At 63.1% G+C, this 19,690-nt stretch carries 18 protein-coding genes; 5 read left to right on the top strand and 13 right to left on the bottom strand.

Annotated features, from left to right (window positions below):
• Positions 1 to 110: 110 nt before the first annotated feature.
• From NDO48_RS08350 to NDO48_RS08320, 7 genes are read right to left on the bottom strand one after another with little or no spacing between them, the layout of a single operon-like run.
• Positions 111 to 860 carry an ATP-binding cassette domain-containing protein gene (locus tag NDO48_RS08350; protein ID WP_267321287.1) on the bottom strand — a complete coding sequence of 250 codons (750 nt, stop codon included), beginning with the start codon at positions 858 to 860 and terminating at the stop codon, positions 111 to 113.
• 9 nt (positions 861 to 869) lie between these two features.
• A complete protein-coding gene (locus tag NDO48_RS08345; protein WP_267321286.1) occupies positions 870 to 2,069 on the bottom strand; it encodes an alanine racemase in 1,200 nt (399 codons plus the stop codon).
• An 11-nt stretch (positions 2,070 to 2,080) separates the two neighbouring features.
• Positions 2,081 to 3,058 (bottom strand): ABC transporter permease, encoded by a 978-nt coding sequence (locus NDO48_RS08340; protein ID WP_267321285.1) that lies wholly within the window; start codon positions 3,056 to 3,058, stop codon positions 2,081 to 2,083.
• 47 nt (positions 3,059 to 3,105) lie between these two features.
• Positions 3,106 to 4,170, bottom strand: a complete 1,065-nt coding sequence (locus NDO48_RS08335) for a substrate-binding domain-containing protein (protein WP_267321284.1) — start codon at positions 4,168 to 4,170, stop codon at positions 3,106 to 3,108.
• 59 nt (positions 4,171 to 4,229) lie between these two features.
• Entirely contained in the window at positions 4,230 to 5,291 is a 1,062-nt protein-coding gene (locus NDO48_RS08330; protein WP_267321283.1) for a substrate-binding domain-containing protein, read from the bottom strand.
• Positions 5,292 to 5,327: 36 nt separating this feature from the next.
• Positions 5,328 to 6,581 carry a M20 family metallopeptidase gene (locus NDO48_RS08325; RefSeq protein WP_267321282.1) on the bottom strand — a complete coding sequence of 418 codons (1,254 nt, stop codon included), beginning with the start codon at positions 6,579 to 6,581 and terminating at the stop codon, positions 5,328 to 5,330.
• Complete coding sequence (locus tag NDO48_RS08320) at positions 6,581 to 7,792, bottom strand: ROK family transcriptional regulator (protein WP_018430206.1); 1,212 nt, start codon at positions 7,790 to 7,792, stop codon at positions 6,581 to 6,583. The genes NDO48_RS08325 and NDO48_RS08320 overlap by 1 nt, the downstream gene beginning before the upstream one ends.
• A 227-nt stretch (positions 7,793 to 8,019) precedes the next feature.
• On the opposite strand from NDO48_RS08320, the gene NDO48_RS08315 reads away from it, so the two are divergent.
• Together NDO48_RS08315 and NDO48_RS08310 are read left to right on the top strand one after the other, a co-directional pair.
• A complete protein-coding gene (locus NDO48_RS08315) occupies positions 8,020 to 8,601 on the top strand; it encodes a cupin domain-containing protein (protein WP_267321281.1) in 582 nt (193 codons plus the stop codon).
• A 183-nt stretch (positions 8,602 to 8,784) separates the two neighbouring features.
• On the top strand, positions 8,785 to 9,216 hold the full coding sequence (locus NDO48_RS08310; protein WP_267321280.1) for a cupin domain-containing protein: 432 nt from the start codon (positions 8,785 to 8,787) through the stop codon (positions 9,214 to 9,216).
• A 268-nt stretch (positions 9,217 to 9,484) separates the two neighbouring features.
• On the opposite strand, the gene NDO48_RS08305 is transcribed toward NDO48_RS08310, so the two are convergent.
• Positions 9,485 to 10,342, bottom strand: coding sequence for a LysR substrate-binding domain-containing protein (locus tag NDO48_RS08305; protein WP_018430210.1), 858 nt, complete (start codon positions 10,340 to 10,342; stop codon positions 9,485 to 9,487).
• A gap of 135 nt (positions 10,343 to 10,477) precedes the next feature.
• On the opposite strand from NDO48_RS08305, the gene NDO48_RS08300 reads away from it, so the two are divergent.
• The 3 genes from NDO48_RS08300 to NDO48_RS08290 all read left to right on the top strand — a co-directional run bounded on the left by NDO48_RS08300 (position 10,478) and on the right by NDO48_RS08290 (position 14,012).
• Positions 10,478 to 11,476 carry a zinc-dependent alcohol dehydrogenase family protein gene (locus NDO48_RS08300; RefSeq protein ID WP_323848095.1) on the top strand — a complete coding sequence of 333 codons (999 nt, stop codon included), beginning with the start codon at positions 10,478 to 10,480 and terminating at the stop codon, positions 11,474 to 11,476.
• The gene (locus tag NDO48_RS08295) at positions 11,469 to 12,266 is read left to right on the top strand and encodes a 2-keto-4-pentenoate hydratase (protein ID WP_267321278.1); all 798 of its coding nucleotides are present in this window, start codon (positions 11,469 to 11,471) and stop codon (positions 12,264 to 12,266) included. Before NDO48_RS08300 ends, NDO48_RS08295 begins: the two co-directional genes overlap by 8 nt.
• 102 nt (positions 12,267 to 12,368) lie before the next feature.
• The gene (locus NDO48_RS08290) at positions 12,369 to 14,012 is read left to right on the top strand and encodes an ABC transporter substrate-binding protein (RefSeq protein WP_267321277.1); all 1,644 of its coding nucleotides are present in this window, start codon (positions 12,369 to 12,371) and stop codon (positions 14,010 to 14,012) included.
• 154 nt (positions 14,013 to 14,166) lie between these two features.
• Here the strand turns inward: NDO48_RS08290 and NDO48_RS08285 are convergent, their stop codons facing one another.
• From NDO48_RS08285 to NDO48_RS08265, 5 genes are read right to left on the bottom strand one after another with little or no spacing between them, the layout of a single operon-like run.
• Complete coding sequence (locus tag NDO48_RS08285; protein WP_267321276.1) at positions 14,167 to 14,964, bottom strand: M55 family metallopeptidase; 798 nt, start codon at positions 14,962 to 14,964, stop codon at positions 14,167 to 14,169.
• A gap of 15 nt (positions 14,965 to 14,979) precedes the next feature.
• On the bottom strand, positions 14,980 to 16,071 hold the full coding sequence (locus NDO48_RS08280; protein WP_267321275.1) for an aminotransferase class I/II-fold pyridoxal phosphate-dependent enzyme: 1,092 nt from the start codon (positions 16,069 to 16,071) through the stop codon (positions 14,980 to 14,982).
• An 8-nt stretch (positions 16,072 to 16,079) separates the two neighbouring features.
• Positions 16,080 to 17,756 carry a serine hydrolase domain-containing protein gene (locus NDO48_RS08275; protein WP_267321274.1) on the bottom strand — a complete coding sequence of 559 codons (1,677 nt, stop codon included), beginning with the start codon at positions 17,754 to 17,756 and terminating at the stop codon, positions 16,080 to 16,082.
• A 22-nt stretch (positions 17,757 to 17,778) separates the two neighbouring features.
• On the bottom strand, positions 17,779 to 18,651 hold the full coding sequence (locus NDO48_RS08270; protein ID WP_018430217.1) for an ABC transporter permease: 873 nt from the start codon (positions 18,649 to 18,651) through the stop codon (positions 17,779 to 17,781).
• Positions 18,648 to 19,685, bottom strand: a complete 1,038-nt coding sequence (locus NDO48_RS08265; protein WP_026227644.1) for an ABC transporter permease — start codon at positions 19,683 to 19,685, stop codon at positions 18,648 to 18,650. Before NDO48_RS08265 ends, NDO48_RS08270 begins: the two co-directional genes overlap by 4 nt.
• Positions 19,686 to 19,690: the final 5 nt, after the last annotated feature.

Here is a 19,690-nt window from a genome sequence, read left to right as displayed (position 1 = left end):
TTGTCGTTAATTTTCAGGCTTTTGGCTTGGAAGCAGCGACCTAGGTCAGCTGAAGAGACGCATTCATGGGCCGGTCTCGGCCTCTTGTCTCTCTAATGCATTTCCCGTGCTTAGTGTTGCTGCAGTCCTGTGATCATGGCGATGATCTCGTTCTTGTCGGTCTTGGCCGTCTCGCGGATACCGATCTGGCGGCCGCGGCGGAGGACGCAGATGCGATCCGACAGCTTGAACACCTGGTCGAGGCTGTGGCTGATGATCAGAACGCCGATGTTGCGCTGCTTGAGCGACTGGACGATCTCCTCGACCTTGGCCGTCTCGGCTACGCCGAGTGCCGCTGTCGGCTCGTCGAGCAGGATCAGCTTGCTCGCCCAGTGCGTGGCCCTGGCGATCGCCACGCCTTGGCGCTGGCCGCCCGAGAGGTCGCGGATGGTGGCGTGGGCAGAGGGGATACGGACGTCGAGCTCCTTCACCAGCTTCTCGGTTTCGGCGATCATCCTGCGGCGGTCGAGCAGTCCGAATCCGTTCACCGGCTCGCGGCCGAGGAACATGTTCATGTAGACCGACTGCTGGTCGGCCAGCGCCAGATCCTGATAGACCACCTCGATACCGTGGGCGCGAGCCATCGTCGCGTTCGCCATGGTCACCGTCTCGTCCTCTATGGTGATCGTACCCGAGGTCGGTGTGTAGACGCCCGAGATGATCTTGATAAGCGTCGACTTGCCGGCACCGTTGTCACCGACCAGCGCGACGATCTCGCCCGCACGCACCTCGAGCGAGAAACTCTCGATCGCGGTGATGCCGCCGAAGGTCTTGCGGATGTCTTTGAGCCTAAGGATGGGGGCTGCTTGCGTCGTGGTCATGTCACCCTCCTAGACCGGCCACGCGGCGGTTTCGCCGAAGCCGGTCTCGATCGTTTCCACCTTGGGCGCGCCCTTCGAGATGCCGGATACGCCGACCACATAGGCGCGGGTGACGAAGGCCTGGCCGCGGAAGCCGAAGACGGCGGTGTCGCCTGGCTTCGGCGCGCCGGGACCGGTCGCGTCGATCATGCCGTAATAGTCGATGGCCGAGGGCGGCGGCACCTCCACGCTGCGCAACGCTGCTGACGCCGTCGTCGGCTCCGAACCGACAATCGCCTTGACGTCGTAGTCGGGGAAGATCGGGTCGATGTAGAAGCCACCGCCGAAGCAATAGGCCTTGCCGCCCGACAGGTGCGAAACCTCGGTCAAATAGAGCACCGCCGGCAATTCCGGCAGATCTTCCATCACATGCAACGCGGTGGTGCCATGCAGGCCGTTGCCCGGCTCGCATTGCGTAGCACCTGCTTCGGCAAGTGCGGCGAGCATGACGGATGATGTCGTGCCCGGCGCGTTCACCTCGATATCCCTGCGCCCTGCCTTGGCCAGCGCTGCGGCGGTCTTGGTCAGCGTCGCGAGATTGTGGGTCGGTACCACCTTGCGACTGGCGTGGTCGAAAAGCAGCGCCGGGAAGGTGGTGATGCCAGCGAAGCGGCCGCCCTCCAGCGCGTCGAAGCGGTCGGCGACCGCAGTCACGTCGGCTGCGGCGAAACCGCCCTCATGCCCGCGATAGAAGGTGTCGCCCTCGGCGTGGATGCGGGCCAGAAGGTCCTGCGTGCGGCCAGCAGCCCATGCGCCTGAGGCCGCTTCTTCGGCCTTGCTGTCGTTGAACACTGTCCAGTAGTCGGGCTTGAAGGTTGCGGCCGCGGCTGTGGCCTCGTGGCGGGCCACCTGCTGCAGGTGGCCGAGATGCGCGACCTTAAGCCCCGCCTTGTGGGTGGCGCGGGCGCAGGCCATGTCGACGGCTACCGCGCTGTCGATGCCGCCGCGCTTGACCGCCTGGCAGAACGAACTGGAACGACCGACCTGCTTGGTCATGGCGAATATCTTGAGGCCGAGACGGCGGGCTTCGGCGCCGAGAACGCCGGCGTTGCGCTCGACCGCATCGAGATCGAGCACATAGGCATTGGCCGGAATCTTGCCCTGCTGGTGCAGGGTCATCGCCGCTTCGATGAAGGCCGGGTTGCGGCGGCGCAGTACGTTGAGAAACATGTGTGCTTCCTTCAGCGGGACTTTTCGCGCAGCGACACGGCGACTGCGGCAAGAATGATGAGACCGCGAACGATCATCTGGTCGGAGACGGAAAGGCCCATCAGGATCAGGCCATTGTTGAGCATGCCCATCATCAGCGAGCCGACGAGCGCGCCGATGACCGACCCCTTGCCGCCGTTGAGCAGCGTGCCGCCGACGATGACGGCGGCTATCACCGTCATCAGGTCTGTTTCACCGAGCGTGTATTTCGCCGCCTGCAGGCGGCCGGCGTAAAGCAACCCGGCAAGACCTGCGAGGCCGCCGCTGATGGCAAGGACTGCGAGGCGGATGCGCGGCACGCTGATGCCCGACACGCTGGCCGCGCGCGCATTGTCGCCGGTCGCCAGCACATGGGCGCCGAAGCGCGTCTCGCGGTAGATGATGTGACCGAACGCGACCGCGATCGCCGTCCACCAGATCAGCGACGGGATGCCGAGGAACACGCCCGAACCGAAGAAGCCGGTAAAGGTGCTGTCTGTGACCGGGATGGAGCGCAGGTTGGTCATTGACCGCGCCACGCCGGCAAACAATCCCATTGTAGCCAGCGTCACAAGGAACGACGGCAGCCGGACATAAGCGACCAGCGCACCGTTGAGCAGACCGATCAGCAGGCCAGCGCCCAGGCCGGCAAGAACGCCTGCGACCAGCCCGTATTCGTTGATCGTCACTGCTGCGGCAAGGGCCGCGACGGCCACCGTCGATCCGATGGAGAGGTCGATCTCACCGGCCGACATGACAAACACCAGACCGATGGCCATTACAGTGACGGGCGCGGTCTGCAGCACGATGTTGGAGAGATTGCGGACCGTCAGGAAGCCGCTGTCCTTCAGCACGATGGCGAAGAACAGGAAGATCGCCAGGAAGCCAAGATAGACGACATATTGCTGCAAGTTGATGCGACTGGCCGGACCGGCCTGCTGGCCGGTGAGGCTGGTGTTGGCTGGGGGCATCTTTCTTCCTCCTGGTGGCAGGGGGTGCCAGCCCCCTGCCCTGACAACTACTTCGCGGCCTCGGCGACGCTCGCCGGCACATCTTTGTTGAGCGACGTCTTCCAGCCTTCGGCCACGGTCGGCTTGGTCACGGCGAGCGAGTCGACGACGAGGAACGGCTTCTGGTCGACCCCTACAAGCGCGCCCGCGGCCGACCGCGCTGCCGTCACGCCGATATTGTACGCCTCGTCGGCAACCAGTGCTGCGATGTTGCCGCCCTTGACCATGTCGAGCGCCGCAGGCTCGTTGAGGTCAAGCGTGACGATCCTGGTGTGGCTGTTGCCAGCATTGCGCAGTGCCGACAGCACGCTCAGCGCCGGCTCGGCCCAGGTCACGTAGATGCCATCGAGATCGGGGTGCTGGGTCACCATCGCCTGAGCGATTTCCTCGCTGCGGGCGGGGTCGGCCATGCCTGCCTCGGCAACGATCTTCATCTCCGGATAATCCTGCTCGATGGTCGCCTTGAAGGCGCTGTCGCGCTGGTTGGTGACGTAGAAATCGGCGTCGTGGAAAATGTAGCCGAGCTTGCCCTTCTTGCCGAGCGCGTCGGCCATGGCGACGGCCGCCTTGTTGCCCATCTGGAACAGGTCGTCGGAGACGATGGTCACATAGTCCTTGCCGTGCACGTAGCCAGCCGGCGAATTGTCGACGAATGCGAGCTTGACGCCGGCGCTGCGCGCCGGATCGTAGACGACGGCGGCGGTCGCCGGGTCGACCGGCAACGAGACGATGATCGACGGCTTCTTCGCCATCACCGTCTCGACGTCGGCCTTCTGGCGCGCAGCATCAAAGCCGGCGTCAGTCTGGGCAATCACCTCGATGCCCAAGCGCTTGAACTCGTCATGCGCGCCGGAATTCACAGCATTGGTGTATTCGCTCATCTCGTGCCAGACGAGCGCTGCGGTAAACTTGCCGTCCTTGATCTTCTGTTCCTGGTCCGGCGTCAGCACCACGCTCTTTGCCGGCGTCGGCTGTTCGCCATTCGGACCCTTGGTGGTGCCGTCAGCGGCAAGGGCCGCGGTCACCGATAGCATTGCTGCGGAAAGGGCGAGTGCCCTCAATGTCATGCGCATGACTGTTCCTCCCTGGCAGATGGTGCCCCGGCGGCGCCTTGGCCACCGGGACGGATGGCCTACTTGGCTGCGTCGAGCACCGACTTCGGCGCGTCGCGGTTCAGAGATTCCTTCCAGCCATCGGCAACATTGTCCTTGGTCACTGTCAGCGCCGGAGCGACGACGAAGGCCGGCGTCTGCTGGCCAAGCAGCGACTTGAGGCCGGCGGCGGCCATAGCGCGGCCGAGTTCGTAGGCTTTGTCGGCGACAAGCGCGGTCACGTTGCCACCCTTGACCATGTCGAGCGCCACAGGCTCGGCGAGGTCGAGCGTCACCACCTTGGTCTTGGCGTTGCCGCTGGAGCGCAGGGCCGAGAGCACGCCGTCGGCGGGCTCCGCCCAGGTCACGTAGATGCCGTCGAGATCAGGGTTCTGCAGCAGCATGGCACTGGCCAGTTCCTCGGCCCGCGCCGGATCGGAGATGCCCTGCTCGGCGACGATCTTGATGTCGGGGTAGCTCTTTTCGATCGTCGTCTTGAACGCCTGGTCGCGCTGGTTGGTGACGTAATAGGTGGCGTCATGGAAGATGTAGCCGACCTTGCCCTTACCGCCGATGGACTTGGCAAGTGCGTCGGCCGCCTGCTTGCCCATCTGGAACAGGTCGTCGGTGACGATCGCGGCATAATCGGAGCCGTGCTTGTAGCCGCTCGGCAGGTTGGACAAGAACACCAGCTTGGTGCCGTCCTTGACCGCCTGGCGGAAGGCTTCGGCCGAGGTTACCGGGTCGAGCGGCAGGGCCAGGATGACATTGGGCTTGGCCGCGAGCGCGGTCTCGATGTCGCTGCGCTGGCGCGCCGCGTCGAAGCCTGCATCGGTGGTCACCGCGACCTCTACTCCGGCGCGGGCGAACTCGTCCTTGGCGCCGGCCGACACCGCATTGGTGAAGTCCGACGAGGTGTGCCACAGCAGGGCTGCCTTGTAGCCCTTGTCCTTCAGGGTACCGATGTCGGCATCCGACAGGGCGACGTCGGCGCTCGGCGTCGCCGCCTCGCCCGAGGGGCCGACCGTCTGGGCGATGGCCGATCCGGCAGCCAGCATAAGACTGCCTGCGAGGGCAGCGGCAAGCATCTTCTTGATGATCATGTTTTCCTCCCGATCATATCTAGCAAAGTAGGCAGTTCACTCGATGACCCCGCAGTAGCGGGCCATGAAGGCAGCGAAGGCAACGACGCCGGCGAGATATTCCTCGACCTCGACGTGCTCCTCGTAGGTGTGGCAGTTGCGGATATCGCCCGGCGCGCAATAGACGGCGGGAATGCCCAGCCGATTGACGAAGAACGGCGATTCCGACCAGAACGGCGCGCCTTCGATCGTGCCGCGCCCTGGCAGAGCCTGGCCGAGCGCATCGGACAGCATGGCAACCTCCGAGGCGTTGGCATCGATCTCGGCAGCGGTTCCGCCCAGCACATGGTCGCGTCCCGCCGGATAGGCAAACTCGACCTTGATCTCGGGATCGGAGATCGCGCCGCGCACGGTCGCCTCGATCTCGGCGGCAGCAGTATCCAGGGACTCGCCCGGCAGCAGCTTGCGGATCAGGGACACCGTGCAGCGCTCGGGCACCGCGATGTAGCCGCCGCCGGAAAGCCCGGTGATGAGCAGGAAACCGCGCCCGACCAGCGAGTGCTCTGCCCGCGCTGCGATCTCATCGGAATGCTGCCACAGCGCGCTCATCGCTGCGTGGCTCGCCTTGAGCGCATCCTTGCCCAGTTCCGGTACGCCGAAATAGGCAGACTTGCCGGTGATGGTAATGTCCGTGATGAAAAAGCCGATCTGTGCCGGATAGACGGCAAGCCGGGTCGGCTCGACATAGACGGTGAAATCGGGACGCCGCACCTCGCCGCTCTCGATACGGACGGCAAGATCCTTGATGCCGGCGGAAACGCCTGTGCCCGGCTGGCCGCTCTCCTCGTCGCCGACGAAGGCATACGCCACGTCGCCGGCGAGGCGAATGCCGGCTCTGTCGAGCAGCGCGAGCGCGGCGAGCGACGCCGAGATGCCGGCCTTGAGGTCGCCCGAGCCACGCCCCCAGACAGCGCCGTCAATGATCGGAGCTGCGAACGGGTCCTCGCGCTCGGTGCCGGCCCAATGCTCGCGCCAGCCGTCGACATGTACGGTGTCGGTATGTCCGATGAACAGCAGTCGCTTGCCGCTACCCTTACCCTGGCGCTCACCCCAGATGTTGGGTCGCCCGGGCAGGAACTCCGCGGTGCGCAGACCGGAAAGCCCGAGTGCTTCCATCTGCTCCCCGAGATAGGCGACGAAGTTCGCCTCGTTGCCGGTGATGCTGTCACAGCCGATGGCGCCGCGGAACAGGGCGAGTGCCGCGTCGCGGTCGAGCGCGGCCTCGAGGCGCCTGGTCAGTTGGTCCGTCATCACACAGCCTCCCTCAGCGCACGCAGTTCGACCTTCGGCAGCGAGATGCGGCCTTCCGGGGCATCGACTCCGAACAGCGTGTTGTGCAACTGCCCGAGCCCGATCGCCGCGGCACCGATGATCGCTGCACGCGAGCCGAGTTCGCCGGTCTCTACATTGACAGGATAGGGGAAGCACTGCGGCAGGAAGACCTTGACGCGAGACAGCACCTCCGGCCGCAGGCCGATCGAGCCGCCTAGGATGACCTTCTCCGGATTGGCGATGGCGGCGATAGCGCCGATGCCGCGGGCCAGGTGTCTTGCAATCTCGTCGAGCACCGCCAGCGCCGACTGGTCGCCCTCATCGGCGGCCTCGAAGATTTCCGGCACCGACCGCCGACGGCCGGCAAGTGCCGCGTAGCGGTCCATGATACCGTGTGACGCCACCGCGCGTTCGAAGGCGCCTGTACGCAGCGACTCAGCCTCGAACGGATCGGCCCCCAGCGGCAGGAAGCCCATTTCGCCGGCGGCATTGATGGCGCCGCGCACGAGGTGGCCGCCGACCATGAGGCCGCTGCCGACGCCGGTGCCGAGTGCCACATAGGCGAGATTGTCGATGCCCTGACCCTGCCCCAGCCAGTTCTCGCCGAGCACGGCAAGGTTGACGTCGTTCTCCAGCATCGCGCCGAAACCGAAGGCGTCGGAGAACGCACCGACCACGTCCATCTTGTCGAAATTGGCAATGTTGGGTGCAAGCAGCACGCGACCGGTGACAGTATCGGGCGCGCCGGGCACGCCGATCACCGCCAGCTTGATCTTGTCGCGTGCTATGCCCTGCCTGGCCGCCGCCTGGAAGGCCAGCGCGACGATCTGGTCGACGATGTACTGGCCGCCACGCGGATCTGTCGACGCAGTGTCCTCAGCAAAGATCTGGCAGGCCAGATCGGTGATCGCGACGCGCACCTTGGTGCCACCGAGGTCGACGGCCACGATGTAGGCGGCGTCGTAGACGAGTTCGTAGGTCACGGCCGTGCGGCCGACATGGCCGCTGGTGCGACCCGTCTCCTGCACCCAACCTTCCTGTTCCAAGACGCGGACGATCTCGGAGATGGTTTGCTTGGAGAGGCCGGTCTGCTTGGAGATCGACGCCCGCGAAATGGGACCGCCCTGCACGATCGCTTCCATGACGGAGCGCTGCGAGAACTTCCGGGAAATGCGCAGGCTGTCGTTCACGCCGACCTCATTTAATTCGTTCTATAACCGAACTTATTAGCGAGGATATCAGCTTGTCAATCGGTATTGTTCGGCCATGCGGTGCAGCACGAAACTGCCTTTGCCGAGAACCCTTTGACCGGAGCGGATGCGACAACCGCACTCCGCCGTCGCCAGGGGAGAAGCCGGCGGGTGACGGCCGGACCAAAGACGCCAAATCGACTGGCCAAATCGAGTGGGAGGAGACGATGACAACTGACGCAGAGACAGCCAAGACCGGCCACAACAGTGGCGATCAGCCTGGGGAGGTTGTCTGGGAACGGTGGACCAAGAAACGCACCTTCGTCCGCGCCCTCGAAGGCACATATGGCGAGCTTATGTCCGAGCTTTTCTCGCAGCCGCGGGTCTACCACACCCGTGACCTCAAGTGGAAAGGCGGCCCCCAGAACTTCGGTAAGAAGGTGATCAATCCGCAGGCAGTCAAGGTCGCGCAGTCGATCGAAACGCATATCGACGTTTTCGCGCCAGGCGGCTACGGCCAGAAGCATGGCCACATGAACAGCGCCGTGTTCTTCGTCCTCAAGGGCAAGGGCCACGACATCCATGACGGCAAGCGCCTCGACTGGGAAACCGGCGATGCGCTGATCGTCGAGAACGGCTGCGTCCACCAGCACATCTCCGACAATCCCGACGACGAGACGATCGTGCTGATCATGAAAGCCAAGCCGCTGTTCCTGTTCATGCACCTGATCTTCCAGAAGGTGGTCGAATACCCGCCCAAGGAACCGGTTGCGGGCCAGGAGCACTACGCACCGCCGGCAGAGCTTTGATCGGATTTCAGGGAGACGTCACATATGTCCGCAATTCCTTCCTTCCTCGACCTGACTGAACGCCAGCGCGCACGATCGGGCGACACCTAGGTCAACTTCTATGCCGATACCCTCGAAGCCTCGAAGGAGTTCCGCCGCGAATACGAAGACCGCACCGGCGTGGTAAAGTGGCACGACATGCCGATGGAGCGGTCTGCCGATGGCCTGATCAAGCACATCATCAACGAGCGCATGAACACCAAGGAATGCGCCCTCGACATCTACATGCAATTTATCCCGCCTGCAGGCGCAACCGGCGCCAGCCGCCACCTCACCGAGGAAGTCGCCTATGTGATCGAAGGCACCGGCTACGACCTGCACCATGATGTGCGCTTCGACTGCAAGGACGCGTTCATCTGGGAGTGGGACAAGACGCTGAAGAAGTTCGAATGGGGTCCGGGCGACTTCATCTACATCCCGCCCTACTGCGCCCACAAGCGCTTCAACACCGCCGACACCGAGGCGCGCGTCGTGGTCGTCAACAGCCGCATCATGAAGGCGATCGGCTTCGACTGGTTCGACCAGCTCGAACCCGCCAAGGGCTTCGAAGACCTCTGGGTCCCCCCTGCCGACTGAAACAGCCTATCGCTGCATTCCCTGGAACACCCACATTGCCGGCAGCAGCTCGCCTGCTGCCGGCCTTTTGCCCCTGCCAGCGGGTCGGACACAGAAAGTCACTCGAAAAATCCGACTGACGTTGGCCTCCGATCTCGTCCACATGTGACAAGAGTCTCATGATCCTGTTGTGACAGCTTGCTCACGCAGCAGCGCCAGTCGCCTCCACACGGCTCATCACCCGGCTTTCACAGATTTCTGTCGCCCTCGGTGCGGAAGTTGCCGAACATCAATGGGCAAGATTGTCGGTGAGAAACGAGAGCAGAGGCTGCACAATCCGCGCTTCGCTCTTCTCTTCGCCGATAACCACGATCTCGGTCATCGGAAGGGCGGGCCACTGATCGGAGGGGCGGATGACCTGCATTCCATCCTGGACAAACGATCTGCCCAACACGGTTACGCCGAACCCTCCGGCAACCGCTGCCCGCGCGCCGGCCAGGCTATTTGTCGTGCAGGCCACATACCAATCGCGCCGAACCGAATCGAGCGCCTTGATGGCAACGCCGCGATAGGTGCAAGGGGCGGGCAGCAGAACCAGCGGCACCGGCTCGCCTGGATCGCGATCATATTGCTTTGAGGAAATCCACATCAGGGGTTCGCGCCAGATGACCCTGCCGCGCTGAGCGCGCCCATCCTTTTTGGCAATGACGATGTCGAGGCGGTCCTCATCATAGGCTGCCAGGAGGTTGCAGCTGAGGCCGGTCATCAATTCCAGCCTTACTGCCGGACACAAGCTGGCAAATTTCGACAACAAGGCAGGCAGATGGTGCGGCACGAAATCTTCCGAAATGCCGATACGCAGCCGTTCGAGGTCAGCAGAATCGACGAGCGTGCGAACTGCCAGGTCGTTGAACTCGAGCATGCGCCTTGCCGCCGAGAGAAGCCGCTCGCCTTCGCCGGTGAGAACAAGGGAACGGCTGGTTCGCCTGAACAGCGGCCGACCCAGAAGGTCCTCCAGTCGGATGATCTTTTGGCTGACCGCGGACTGCGAACGCCCGACGACGTCAGCTGCAGCTGTGAAGCTGCCTGTTTCGGCGACCGTCGTGAATGCCCGGAGCAGATCGATTTCTAGATCGGGATATCTCATTGCGGCCCCTGTCAGTCACCAAGCGCCACCATAAGCTAGAAGCGTTCCAGATCGATAGCATTAGATTTATGCGTTTCCTCTGATACGGCGCTGACGGCACACTCCCGAAAGACGATAACGTGTTGGGAATTGTGGATGCGTGCAATGGTCTTGAGGGCTTACGGGGGCCCGGAGAACTTCAGCCTTGGCAAGCTTGAGGCACCTCGGCCTGGCTCGGGAGAGGTGCTGGTGCGCGTGGAGGCCGCCTCGATCAACCCGGTCGATGTCCGCATCCGAAACGGTCTGCCCATCGGACCTGCTCTGCCTGCCGTGCTGGGCGCCGATCTGGCAGGAACCGTGCAAGCCGTTGGCGAAGGCGTGGCCGGTCTGGTGCCGGGAGACGAGGTCTATGGCTGCGCAGGTGGTGTGAAGGACCTTGGCGGGACGTTCGCCGAATACATTGCCGCCGATGCCCGCCTGCTTGCACCAAAGCCTGGAAACCTCTCGATGACGGAGGCCGCGGCACTGCCCCTGGTGTCGATCACCGCATGGAACTGCATGACGCGCGCAGCCATTTCCGCATCCGACCATGTCCTGGTTCATGGTGGCAGCGGCGGAGTTGGCCATATCGCCATCCAGCTGGCAAAAGCACGCGGCGCGCGCGTGACAGCGACCGTCTCGTCAGCCGAAAAGGCAGCACTTGTTCGTGAACTGGGGGCGGATGACACGATCCTCTATCCACGCGAAACGGTGCAGGAGTACGTCGACAGGCTGACAGGGGGACATGGCTTCGATGTCGTCGTCGATACGGTTGGCGGCGCCAACCTGGACCATTCGTTGCAGGCGGCCGCGCCGCAGGGACGCGTCGTTGCGACCGCTGCGCGAAGCACCCACGACCTGTCGCCGATGCATGCCAAGGCGTTGTCTCTGCACGTCGTGTTCATGCTTATCCCCATGCTTTCGGGCATTGGCAGGAAGGAGCATGGCCGGATCCTCCGTCAACTGGCGACCCTCGTCGAAGACGGGAAGGTTCGCCCCCTGATCGATCCCGAACGCTTTCCTCTGGACAGGCTGCCCGATGCCTTTCGCCATCTTGAAAGTGGCCGGGCGCTCGGCAAAGTCGTTGTTGAAATAGCTGGACATTTCGATGCTTGAAACACCCGTACCCTTGCAACGCCTCGATATGCACAAGGCGGCAGAAGCAATCCTGAATGCTGAACGCAATGCCAAAAGCATGCCGCCGCTCAGCGGCGAACGTCCAAATCTCACACTCGATGAAGCATATGGCATCCAGAACCTGCTGAACGGCATGCGCCTGAAGCAGGGGCTTCGTTTCGCTGGCCACAAGATCGGTTTGACTTGGCGCTCAACCCAGATCGCGTGCGGTCTGACCGAGCCGATCCGAGGAAGGATCTTCGGCAATTTCGTCTTCGACAGCGGTGCAAGGATTCCAGCCGCGCGGTTGGTGAAGCCGCACATCGAAATGGAACTTGCCTTCATCATCGGGCGTGACCTCGATCGGCCAGGCGCAACGATCGATGAGGTGTTGCAGGCTACCGATTACGTCGTCCCGGCCCTGGAGCTTGTCGATCATCGAATGGCTCCGCCGCGAATTGTCGCTGACACGGTTGCCGACAATTCGGCCTTCGCCGCCGTCGTTCTTTCTGAACGGCGCTTCCGGCCAGAGAAAGTCGACATCAGTTGGGTCGGCGCCACCCTGTCGCGCAACGGCATCGTGGAAGAAACAGGTGTTTCAGCAATCGGCATGGGCCATCCGGCCGCCTGTGTCGCGTGGCTGGCAAACGCGCTTGTCGAGGCCGGAGAGTGCCTTCGCAAAGGCGACATCGTCATGTCCGGAGCCTTCGCAAGAGCGGTAGCCATAGCCAGCGGTGATCAGATCGAGGCGGATTTTGGTCCATATGGAAGCGTCAAGGCATCGTTCTGAAGCAAACCGCAGCTTTCGGTTCAAGCAGCCCAATCAATAGCCACCACTGTCGCCAGCCACCACGATTTCCTGGTGCCGACATTCCTCGGGAGTAGCATGTTAATGAGCAACCGCAATCGCGATGAAAAGCCGATACCTGCGGCGGTCGTGCAGATGGCGCGAATGGCCAAGGCTGGCCGAATGGACCGACGTGAGTTTCTGACCATCGCAAGCACGATGGGGCTGAGCGCCGCAACCGCCTATGCACTTGCGGGCGTGGCGATGCCCGTCACCGCGCTGGCGGCGACACCGCAAAAAGGCGGCGTGCTCCGGATTGCGATGCCCGTCAAGGAACTGAAGGACCCGCGTACGTTCGACTGGGGCGAGATGGGCAATCTTGGCAGGCGATTTCTCGAGCCCTTCGTCAAATATACCGCCAACTACACGTTCGAGCCCATGCTTCTTGAGAGCTGGGACGTCAACGACGATGCAACCGAGTACGTTCTGCATCTGCGCAAGGGCGTGAAATGGAACAACGGAGATGATTTCACGGCTAACGATGCGATGTTCAACATCAACCGCTGGTGCGACAAGAAAACGCCGGGCAACTCCATGGCCGGCCGCATGGCCGCACTGGTCGACCCTGCAACCGGCAAGGCGCGTGACGGCGCCATCGCGAAGCTCGACGATCATACGGTCAAGCTGTCATTGTCGAAATCGGACATCTCGCTGATTGCAAATTTCGCCGATTTCCCCGCACTCATCGTCCACCGGAGTTACGAGGAAACAGGTTCCGATCTGGTACAGCATCCTATCGGGACCGGGCCGTTCGAGCTCGTTTCCTTTGATACATCCGTGCGCGCCGTCTACAAACGCCGGGACGGCTGGTGGGGCGGCGAAACCTACCTCGATGGCGTCGAGTTCATTGACTATGGCACTGATCCCAATGCACTCGCCAGTGCATTCGAGGCAGGCGAAGTCGACGCCAATTTCGAAACCACCGGCGATCAGATTCAGGTGCTGGATTCGATGGGGCTCGCACGCAGCGAAGCGCAGACCGCGGCAACCGCAGTTGCCAGGTTCAATGTGACAAACAAACCGTACGACGATCAGCGCGTGCGCAACGCCATGCAACTTGCCGTCGACAACGCTGCGGTCCTCGAACTTGGCTACAGCGGCCGCGGAAATGTCGCTGAAAACCACCATGTCTGCCCAATCCACCCCGAGTACTTCCCATTGCCGAAGCTCGAACGGAATCTCGAAAAGGCGGCGGCCCTCATGAAGGAAGCCGGCATGATGGATTTTGAACATGAACTGATCAGCAGCGACGACGACTGGCACCGAGGGACGGCCGACGCGATCGCGGGTCAACTGCGGGAAGCGGGCTTCAAGGTCAAGCGTACCGTGCTGCCTAGCTCCACGTTCTGGAACGACTGGACGAAGTATCCGTTTTCGCTGACCGGCTGGACGATGCGTCCGCTGGGTGTCCAGATATTAGCACTCGCCTATCGGAGCGGCGAAGCCTGGAACGAAACCGGATTTGCCAGCGACGAGTTCGATATGAAGCTCAACGAGGCGCTCTCGATCGCCGACGTCGAGAAACGCCGCAGCGCCATGGAGGACATCGAGAAGATCCTGCAGGGGTCGGGTGTCATCATCCAGCCATACTGGCGCAAGGTCTTTGCCCACTTTGTTCCAAAGGTCAAAGATCATCACGCCCATCCGCTTCTCCAGATCCAGCTCGAGAAGGTCTGGCTCGAGTCCTGAAGTCGCGACTGCAACAACGAGGTCGGCGCGAGAACGCCTGCTGCGACCCTTGTGACGAAGTCACAAAATGCGGTCGGATCGCCCCATTAATCGGGCCATTCAGAGAGGTGGCAGGCCGCCCGGGAGATCGAACCGGGCGGCCTGAACAAGCTTCCTACACGATAAAGCGAATGGCGCGCTGGATTTCGAAGAAGTCGTTGGCGCGGAAGCGCAGCGTGCGCGCCGCTACATGCTCGACGCCGGGATACCAGCTCGCGCGGTAGGCCTCGTGCGGGTTGGTGTATTCGACGACCAGCTCGAAGCTGTCGGCCAGTTTCGGCATGCAGGCCTTAAGGTCGCGTGACAGCGCTTCCTCGACGCCGGCGCGGATGGCGGCAACCGCAGCTTTCGGCGTCAGCGATTTGGTGGCCGGGCCAAAGCCCTCGCTGGTCGCCACAGTGCCAATGCGCGGCACCAGAAGCTTGGCCTCCGCGCACATGCCGGCGTCGCCTGACAGAAACACCGACGGGACGCCGTAGCGCGCCGCGCACAGCGCATTGAGCGTGTATTCGGACGCCACCTCGCCATTGATCAAAAGGCGCGACACCGTGCCCGTCAGCGTATGCGCCAGCGGGTTGGTGTCGGTGCCGGCCTTGTTGTGGTAGCCGGTATAGAGGGCGGCCGAGTAGCTTTTGTCGATGCCGAACATCATCATGTCGGGGTGGCCGCTCCAGTCGCGCACGATGGTGACATAGTCCGGCAGCTTCGACAGGATCAGGTTGCGCCCGGTGGAATGCGCGTCCTTGACCAGCACTTCCTTGGCGCCGGCCGCCTTGGCGCCTTCGCAGGCCGCCACCAGCTCGTCGGTCATGTATTCGCGGAATTCTTCATAGGCCGCGTGCCCCTTCCGGGCTTCGTCCCACATGGTGATACCGGCGGTGCCTTCGATGTCGGCACTGATGAACACCTTCATGATCGTAATCCTCGGTTAGAGTAGCTCGGCCATCGACCGCAGCAAACGGTCGATCTGGTCGGGAGAATGCTCGGAAAACACCGCCAGCCGCATGCTGGGCACGTCAGATGCGTCGGAATAGCCACCCGGCTGCTGGACCCTGACGATGATGTCGCGTTCGGCGAGACGGTCGCGCAGAAGCTCAAGGTCAGTGACGCCCTTGACGGTGACGATCGGCACCGGCGTGTCGGCGACCTCGAAGCCGAGGTCACGCAGGCCGTTGCGCATCTGGCTCACATTGCGGGCCAGCCTGGCGCGCCTGTCCGTCGTCTGCAGGATCCGCAACGAGGCGGCTGCGGCAGCAGCAAGGCCGGGCGGGGCCGGCGAGGCGCCGCGCATGATCATCGCGTTGCGCTTGATCTTCTCGGCCAATGCGGCGTCGCCGGGAACGACCCCGCCAAGCGCACCGAACGCCTTGCTCATCGTGCCGGCGAGGAAGTTGCCATCGCCTTCGAGCCCGAAATGCTGCAGCGAACCGCGTCCGCTCTCGCCGAGCACGCCGACGCCATGGGAATCGTCGATGCACAGGAGCCCGCCGTCATAGGGCGCCATCGCCTGCCTGAAGTCGTTGAGCGGTGCCAACCGGCCGGAGGATGGAAACACCCCATCGGTCAGCACCGCCGGCCGCTGCCCGGCGCCAACATGCAGGGCCAGCTGTTCTGCCAGGTCATTGGCATCGCCATGACGGAACTCATGCACCGGCTTGCCCAGCGTCGGGATCGCGTCACGCGTGCTGTAATGCGTGGCGGCGTCGATGAAGATGAGGTCAAAATCCTCGCGCAGGCCCTGCAGCAGCACCATCGGACTGGTGTAGCCGGAGATCATGTAGACGACCTCGTCGGTGCCGAACCACTGGCGCAATCGGTCCTCCAGGTCAGCATAGACCTGCATGTGCGCCAGTGTGCCCGGCCCCATGCCGTATTGTCTGGTGGCGGCGCAGGCCGCCTCGATTACCTCGGGGTGGCCGTGCAGGCAGAAATAGGAGGTGCCGCAATAATAATCGACCTCACGCCCGCCGATGACCATGCGGGCGCCGATTGGCGATTCCATCTTGAAGGGTACGATCATGCTGCTGCTCAGGCCGCCTCTGCCTGGGACAAGGGACGCCGCTCAAGGAACATCGGGCCGACACGGATACCGCGCCTGCCATGGTCGTCGACAGCGTCGAGCTCCAGGATTTCATCCTCGTAGAGCTTGCCATGCATGCGGAAGCGCCCCTCGCCCACCGGCTCGCAGTTGTGGGTACAGAAATATTCGATCAGGCATTTAAGCCCGCCATGGCTGTAGCTCAGATAGGTGATGTTGAAGTCAGGGCCGTACTCGCCGAGATGCGGCTCGATCGCCTCCGGCACCGCCTCGTCGGCAGGCGCCTCGATGCGGCTCCAGCTGGCATCCTTCCACGCCAGCTTGCCCGGCTCGGGGAAGGACAGGTTCATGTGCGCATAGCCGGCACCGCGGCCGTAGATGCGGCCGTCGATGACGAAATCCTTGCCTGATACTGGCCGGATCTGCAGCGGCACGCCATCGCCCATCAGATACAGCTTGCCGTCCTTGGCCTTGACCTCGACGACCTCCTTGGTGGCGTCGTCGCGGTAGTAGCCGGGCAAGGTCCTGAACTGCTCGTCGGCGATGACAGGCGGTCGCTGCATGCGCTGCAACGGCTTGCCCATGTTGCGTTCGGACAGCGCGATGCGCAGCCCGTCAATGCCAAGCCGCGAGGCTATCTGGTTGGCGAAGTCGAGCGTCGCGAACACCAGCACGCCGATACCTGCGCCAGGCAGGATCAGCATGTGCGAGGCATAGCCATAGACGGCGCCGCCATGGCCCACCGACTCCCAGCCGTCGACCTCGCCCGCCCCGAAACACAAGCCATAGCCGGCCATCGACTTGTCCAGACTGTCAGGCCGCTTGCCGAACGGCGTCCACATCTCGCGCAGCGAAGCCGGCGAAACGATCGAGTTGCCCGCGGCGTCGAAGCCGCCGCGCAGCAGGCACTGGACGTAGCGCGACATGTCGTCGGTGGTGGAGAAGATGTTGCCCGCAGGCGACCCGCCAAGGCTGAACACCGGCGCCGGCGTGTCGCCATCCAGCGTCCACATGTCGGCGGGCGCAAGCCGCTCGCGGATGCCAGGCGCCATGCCGCATGACGAGTTGTTCATGCCGAGCGGCTTCAGGATACTTTCAGCGACGTAGTCGGAATAGCTCTGGCCGGTCACAACCTCGATGACCCGGCCTGCAACCGCAATGCCGGCATTGGAATAATGCATGATACCAATGCTCGGATCCTGCTTGAGGGTCGAGCTGGCCAGTTCGTTGACCGTATCCTCGAGGGGCGGGCGGGTCGCGTCGAGATAGTGGCCGCTTTTCGGCTCACGCACCAGGCCGGCGGTATGCGTCAGCAGCTTGCGCAGGCTGATGTGAGAACCGTTGGGCCCGCCCTCGGCGCCGGCAAACGGGTTGATCGGGTGAAAGCCGGGCAGGTAGGTCGAGACGTCGACATCAAGGTCGACCAGCCCCTTTTCCACCAGTTGCATCAGCGCCAGCGAGGTGAAGGTCTTGGTGATCGAGCCGATGCGGAAGCAGGTGTCTTCGCGCATGTCGAAATGACGGTCGTGGCGCTGGATATGGCCTTGGGCCAGCACACCGTCCCGGTCGACAAGCGCGTAGGAGATCGACGGGATCGCCTTGTCCTCGACCTCGTAGCGGATCAGGTCTTCGAACAGCTCGATCGATGCGGCGGAGAGCGAAGGCATGGCAAATGCTCCTTGGGGTATCTCAATGGGAATGGCGGGGGTCGAGCATGTCGCGCAGCGCATCGCCGACAAGGTTCCAGGACAGCACGAACAGGAAGACGGCAGCGCCGGGGAAAGCCAGCGTGTACCAGAACTGGAACGGGTTGCCGGGCTGGCCAACGATCCAGTTGCGCGAATAGGCGATGAACTGGCCCCAATCGGCGTAGCCCTCTTCGGTGCCGACGCCGAGGAAGCTGAGTGCGGACGCCGACAGCACCATAGAGCCGGTGGCCATGGTCGCCAGCACCAATACCGGGAACATCGCGTTGGGCAGGATGTGCAGGACGATCAGTCTGAGATCGCTGGCGCCGTAGCTCCTGGCGGCGTGGATGTAATCCATCTCGCGTATTCGCAGGATTTCACTGCGCACGATGCGGGCGTAACTCATCCAGCCGAACGTCGTCAGGGCAATCGTGATCGGCCAGATGCCCTTGCCGAGAAGTGCGGTCAGCACCATCGCCGCGATCAGGAACGGCACCGCCATGAACACGTCGACGATGCGCATCAAGATCTCTTCAGCGAGCCCGCCATAATAGGCAGCGACCGCACCGACCACGGTGCCGATCAGCACCGAGATGGCAACGACGCCGAGGCCGATCTTGAAGGCCGTGCGCGTGCCCCACACGACACCGTAGAAGATGTCGTACTGGCCTTGGGTGGTGCCGAAAATCGCATCGCGCGACGGCGGCTGAGGCGTCGCCAGGAAGCCGGCGCGCGGCGTGTCGTAAGGCGAAAGCTGAAAGCTCTGCGGCGGCGCCAGCAAGGGTGCGAAGATGGCGATCAGCACAAAGGCCAAGAGGATGGCGACACCCAGCAGCGACACCGGATTGCGCCCGAGGTAGCGAAGAAACTTCATTGCGTCTTCACCCTCGGATCGAGCAGCGGATAGATGAGGTCGACGAGCAGGTTCATCAGCACGAGAACGACCGCGAAATAGAGGCCGAAACCAAGGACCGCCGGGAAGTCGAGATTGGCCGCCGTCTTGGCAGCAAACTGGCCGAGGCCGGCATAGTCGAAGATGGTTTCGGTGATGACGACGCCACCCATCATGACGGCAAGCTCCATGCCGGCGATGGTCGCCACCGGCAGCAGCGCGTTGCGCCGCGCATGCTTGAGCTCCACCACCCGACGCGGCAGGCCCTTGGCGCGGGCCGTGCGCACATAATCCTGGCGCAGCGTCTCCAGCATCGAGGTGCGCATCACCCGCGTCATGGAGGCGACGTTGACATAGGTCAGCGTGATGACAGGGGCGGCGAGGTGGCGAAGCGAGTCACCAAAGATCGCCCAATTGCCATTCAGGAGCGCATCGACCGTGTTGGCGCCCGTGTAACGCACGAATTCGTCCGAACTTACGATCGTCTGAGCCCACTGGCTGAGCCGGCCGGGCGGAAACCAGTCGAGTGCCGAGTAAAAGATCAGCAGCATCAACAGGCCGAAGACGTAAACCGGGAACGACCAGCCGAGGATGGTGAAGATGCGGATGATGTGATCGGGCCAGCGGTTGAGATAGATGCCGGCTCGCGAGCCGAGGAACACGGCGAGCAGCAGGCATGGAATGAACGCCAGCACGACCAGCTCCAGCGTCGCTGGAAACAACGACGTCAGCGCGGTCGAGACCGGCTGGCGTGCCGTTTCCGACCAGCCGAGATTGCCGCTCAGCACACCGCCGATCCATCGGGCATACTGGACGTAGAAGGGATCGTTGAGCCCGTACTGCTCGATCATTCTGCGGATGCTCTCCTGACCGCCCTTGAGGTAGTCAGGTGACGGCGCATAAGCCGCCAGGCGCTGCGTCGGCGAAAGCGACATCTGCAGCGCAAAGATCATCAGCGACAGAGCGAACAGGACGACGGGCAACATCATCAGTCGTCTGAGTGCGTAGTTCAGCACGGGCC

It is taken from the genome of Aminobacter sp. MET-1 (assembly GCF_026521175.1).
Lineage (GTDB): Bacteria > Pseudomonadota > Alphaproteobacteria > Rhizobiales > Rhizobiaceae > Aminobacter.
This window is presented reverse-complemented; position numbering and strand designations above follow the sequence as displayed.

Bases quoted from the DNA above. Each gene is read 5' to 3' on its own strand.
- NDO48_RS08290 (WP_267321277.1), top strand. From the start codon at position 12,369: ATGAGCAACCGCAATCGCGATGAAAAGCCGATACCTGCGGCGGTCGTG.
- NDO48_RS08275 (WP_267321274.1), bottom strand. From the start codon at position 17,756: ATGCCTTCGCTCTCCGCCGCATCGATCGAGCTGTTCGAAGACCTGATC.
- NDO48_RS08285 (WP_267321276.1), bottom strand. From the start codon at position 14,964: ATGAAGGTGTTCATCAGTGCCGACATCGAAGGCACCGCCGGTATCACC.
- NDO48_RS08315 (WP_267321281.1), top strand. From the start codon at position 8,020: ATGACAACTGACGCAGAGACAGCCAAGACCGGCCACAACAGTGGCGAT.
- NDO48_RS08330 (WP_267321283.1), bottom strand. From the start codon at position 5,291: ATGATCATCAAGAAGATGCTTGCCGCTGCCCTCGCAGGCAGTCTTATG.
- NDO48_RS08295 (WP_267321278.1), top strand. From the start codon at position 11,469: ATGCTTGAAACACCCGTACCCTTGCAACGCCTCGATATGCACAAGGCG.
- NDO48_RS08270 (WP_018430217.1), bottom strand. From the start codon at position 18,651: ATGAAGTTTCTTCGCTACCTCGGGCGCAATCCGGTGTCGCTGCTGGGT.
- NDO48_RS08325 (WP_267321282.1), bottom strand. From the start codon at position 6,581: ATGACGGACCAACTGACCAGGCGCCTCGAGGCCGCGCTCGACCGCGAC.
- NDO48_RS08300 (WP_323848095.1), top strand. From the start codon at position 10,478: ATGCGTGCAATGGTCTTGAGGGCTTACGGGGGCCCGGAGAACTTCAGC.
- NDO48_RS08305 (WP_018430210.1), bottom strand. From the start codon at position 10,342: ATGAGATATCCCGATCTAGAAATCGATCTGCTCCGGGCATTCACGACG.
- NDO48_RS08350 (WP_267321287.1), bottom strand. From the start codon at position 860: ATGACCACGACGCAAGCAGCCCCCATCCTTAGGCTCAAAGACATCCGC.
- NDO48_RS08340 (WP_267321285.1), bottom strand. From the start codon at position 3,058: ATGCCCCCAGCCAACACCAGCCTCACCGGCCAGCAGGCCGGTCCGGCC.
- NDO48_RS08310 (WP_267321280.1), top strand. From the start codon at position 8,785: ATGGAGCGGTCTGCCGATGGCCTGATCAAGCACATCATCAACGAGCGC.
- NDO48_RS08345 (WP_267321286.1), bottom strand. From the start codon at position 2,069: ATGTTTCTCAACGTACTGCGCCGCCGCAACCCGGCCTTCATCGAAGCG.
- NDO48_RS08280 (WP_267321275.1), bottom strand. From the start codon at position 16,071: ATGATCGTACCCTTCAAGATGGAATCGCCAATCGGCGCCCGCATGGTC.
- NDO48_RS08335 (WP_267321284.1), bottom strand. From the start codon at position 4,170: ATGCGCATGACATTGAGGGCACTCGCCCTTTCCGCAGCAATGCTATCG.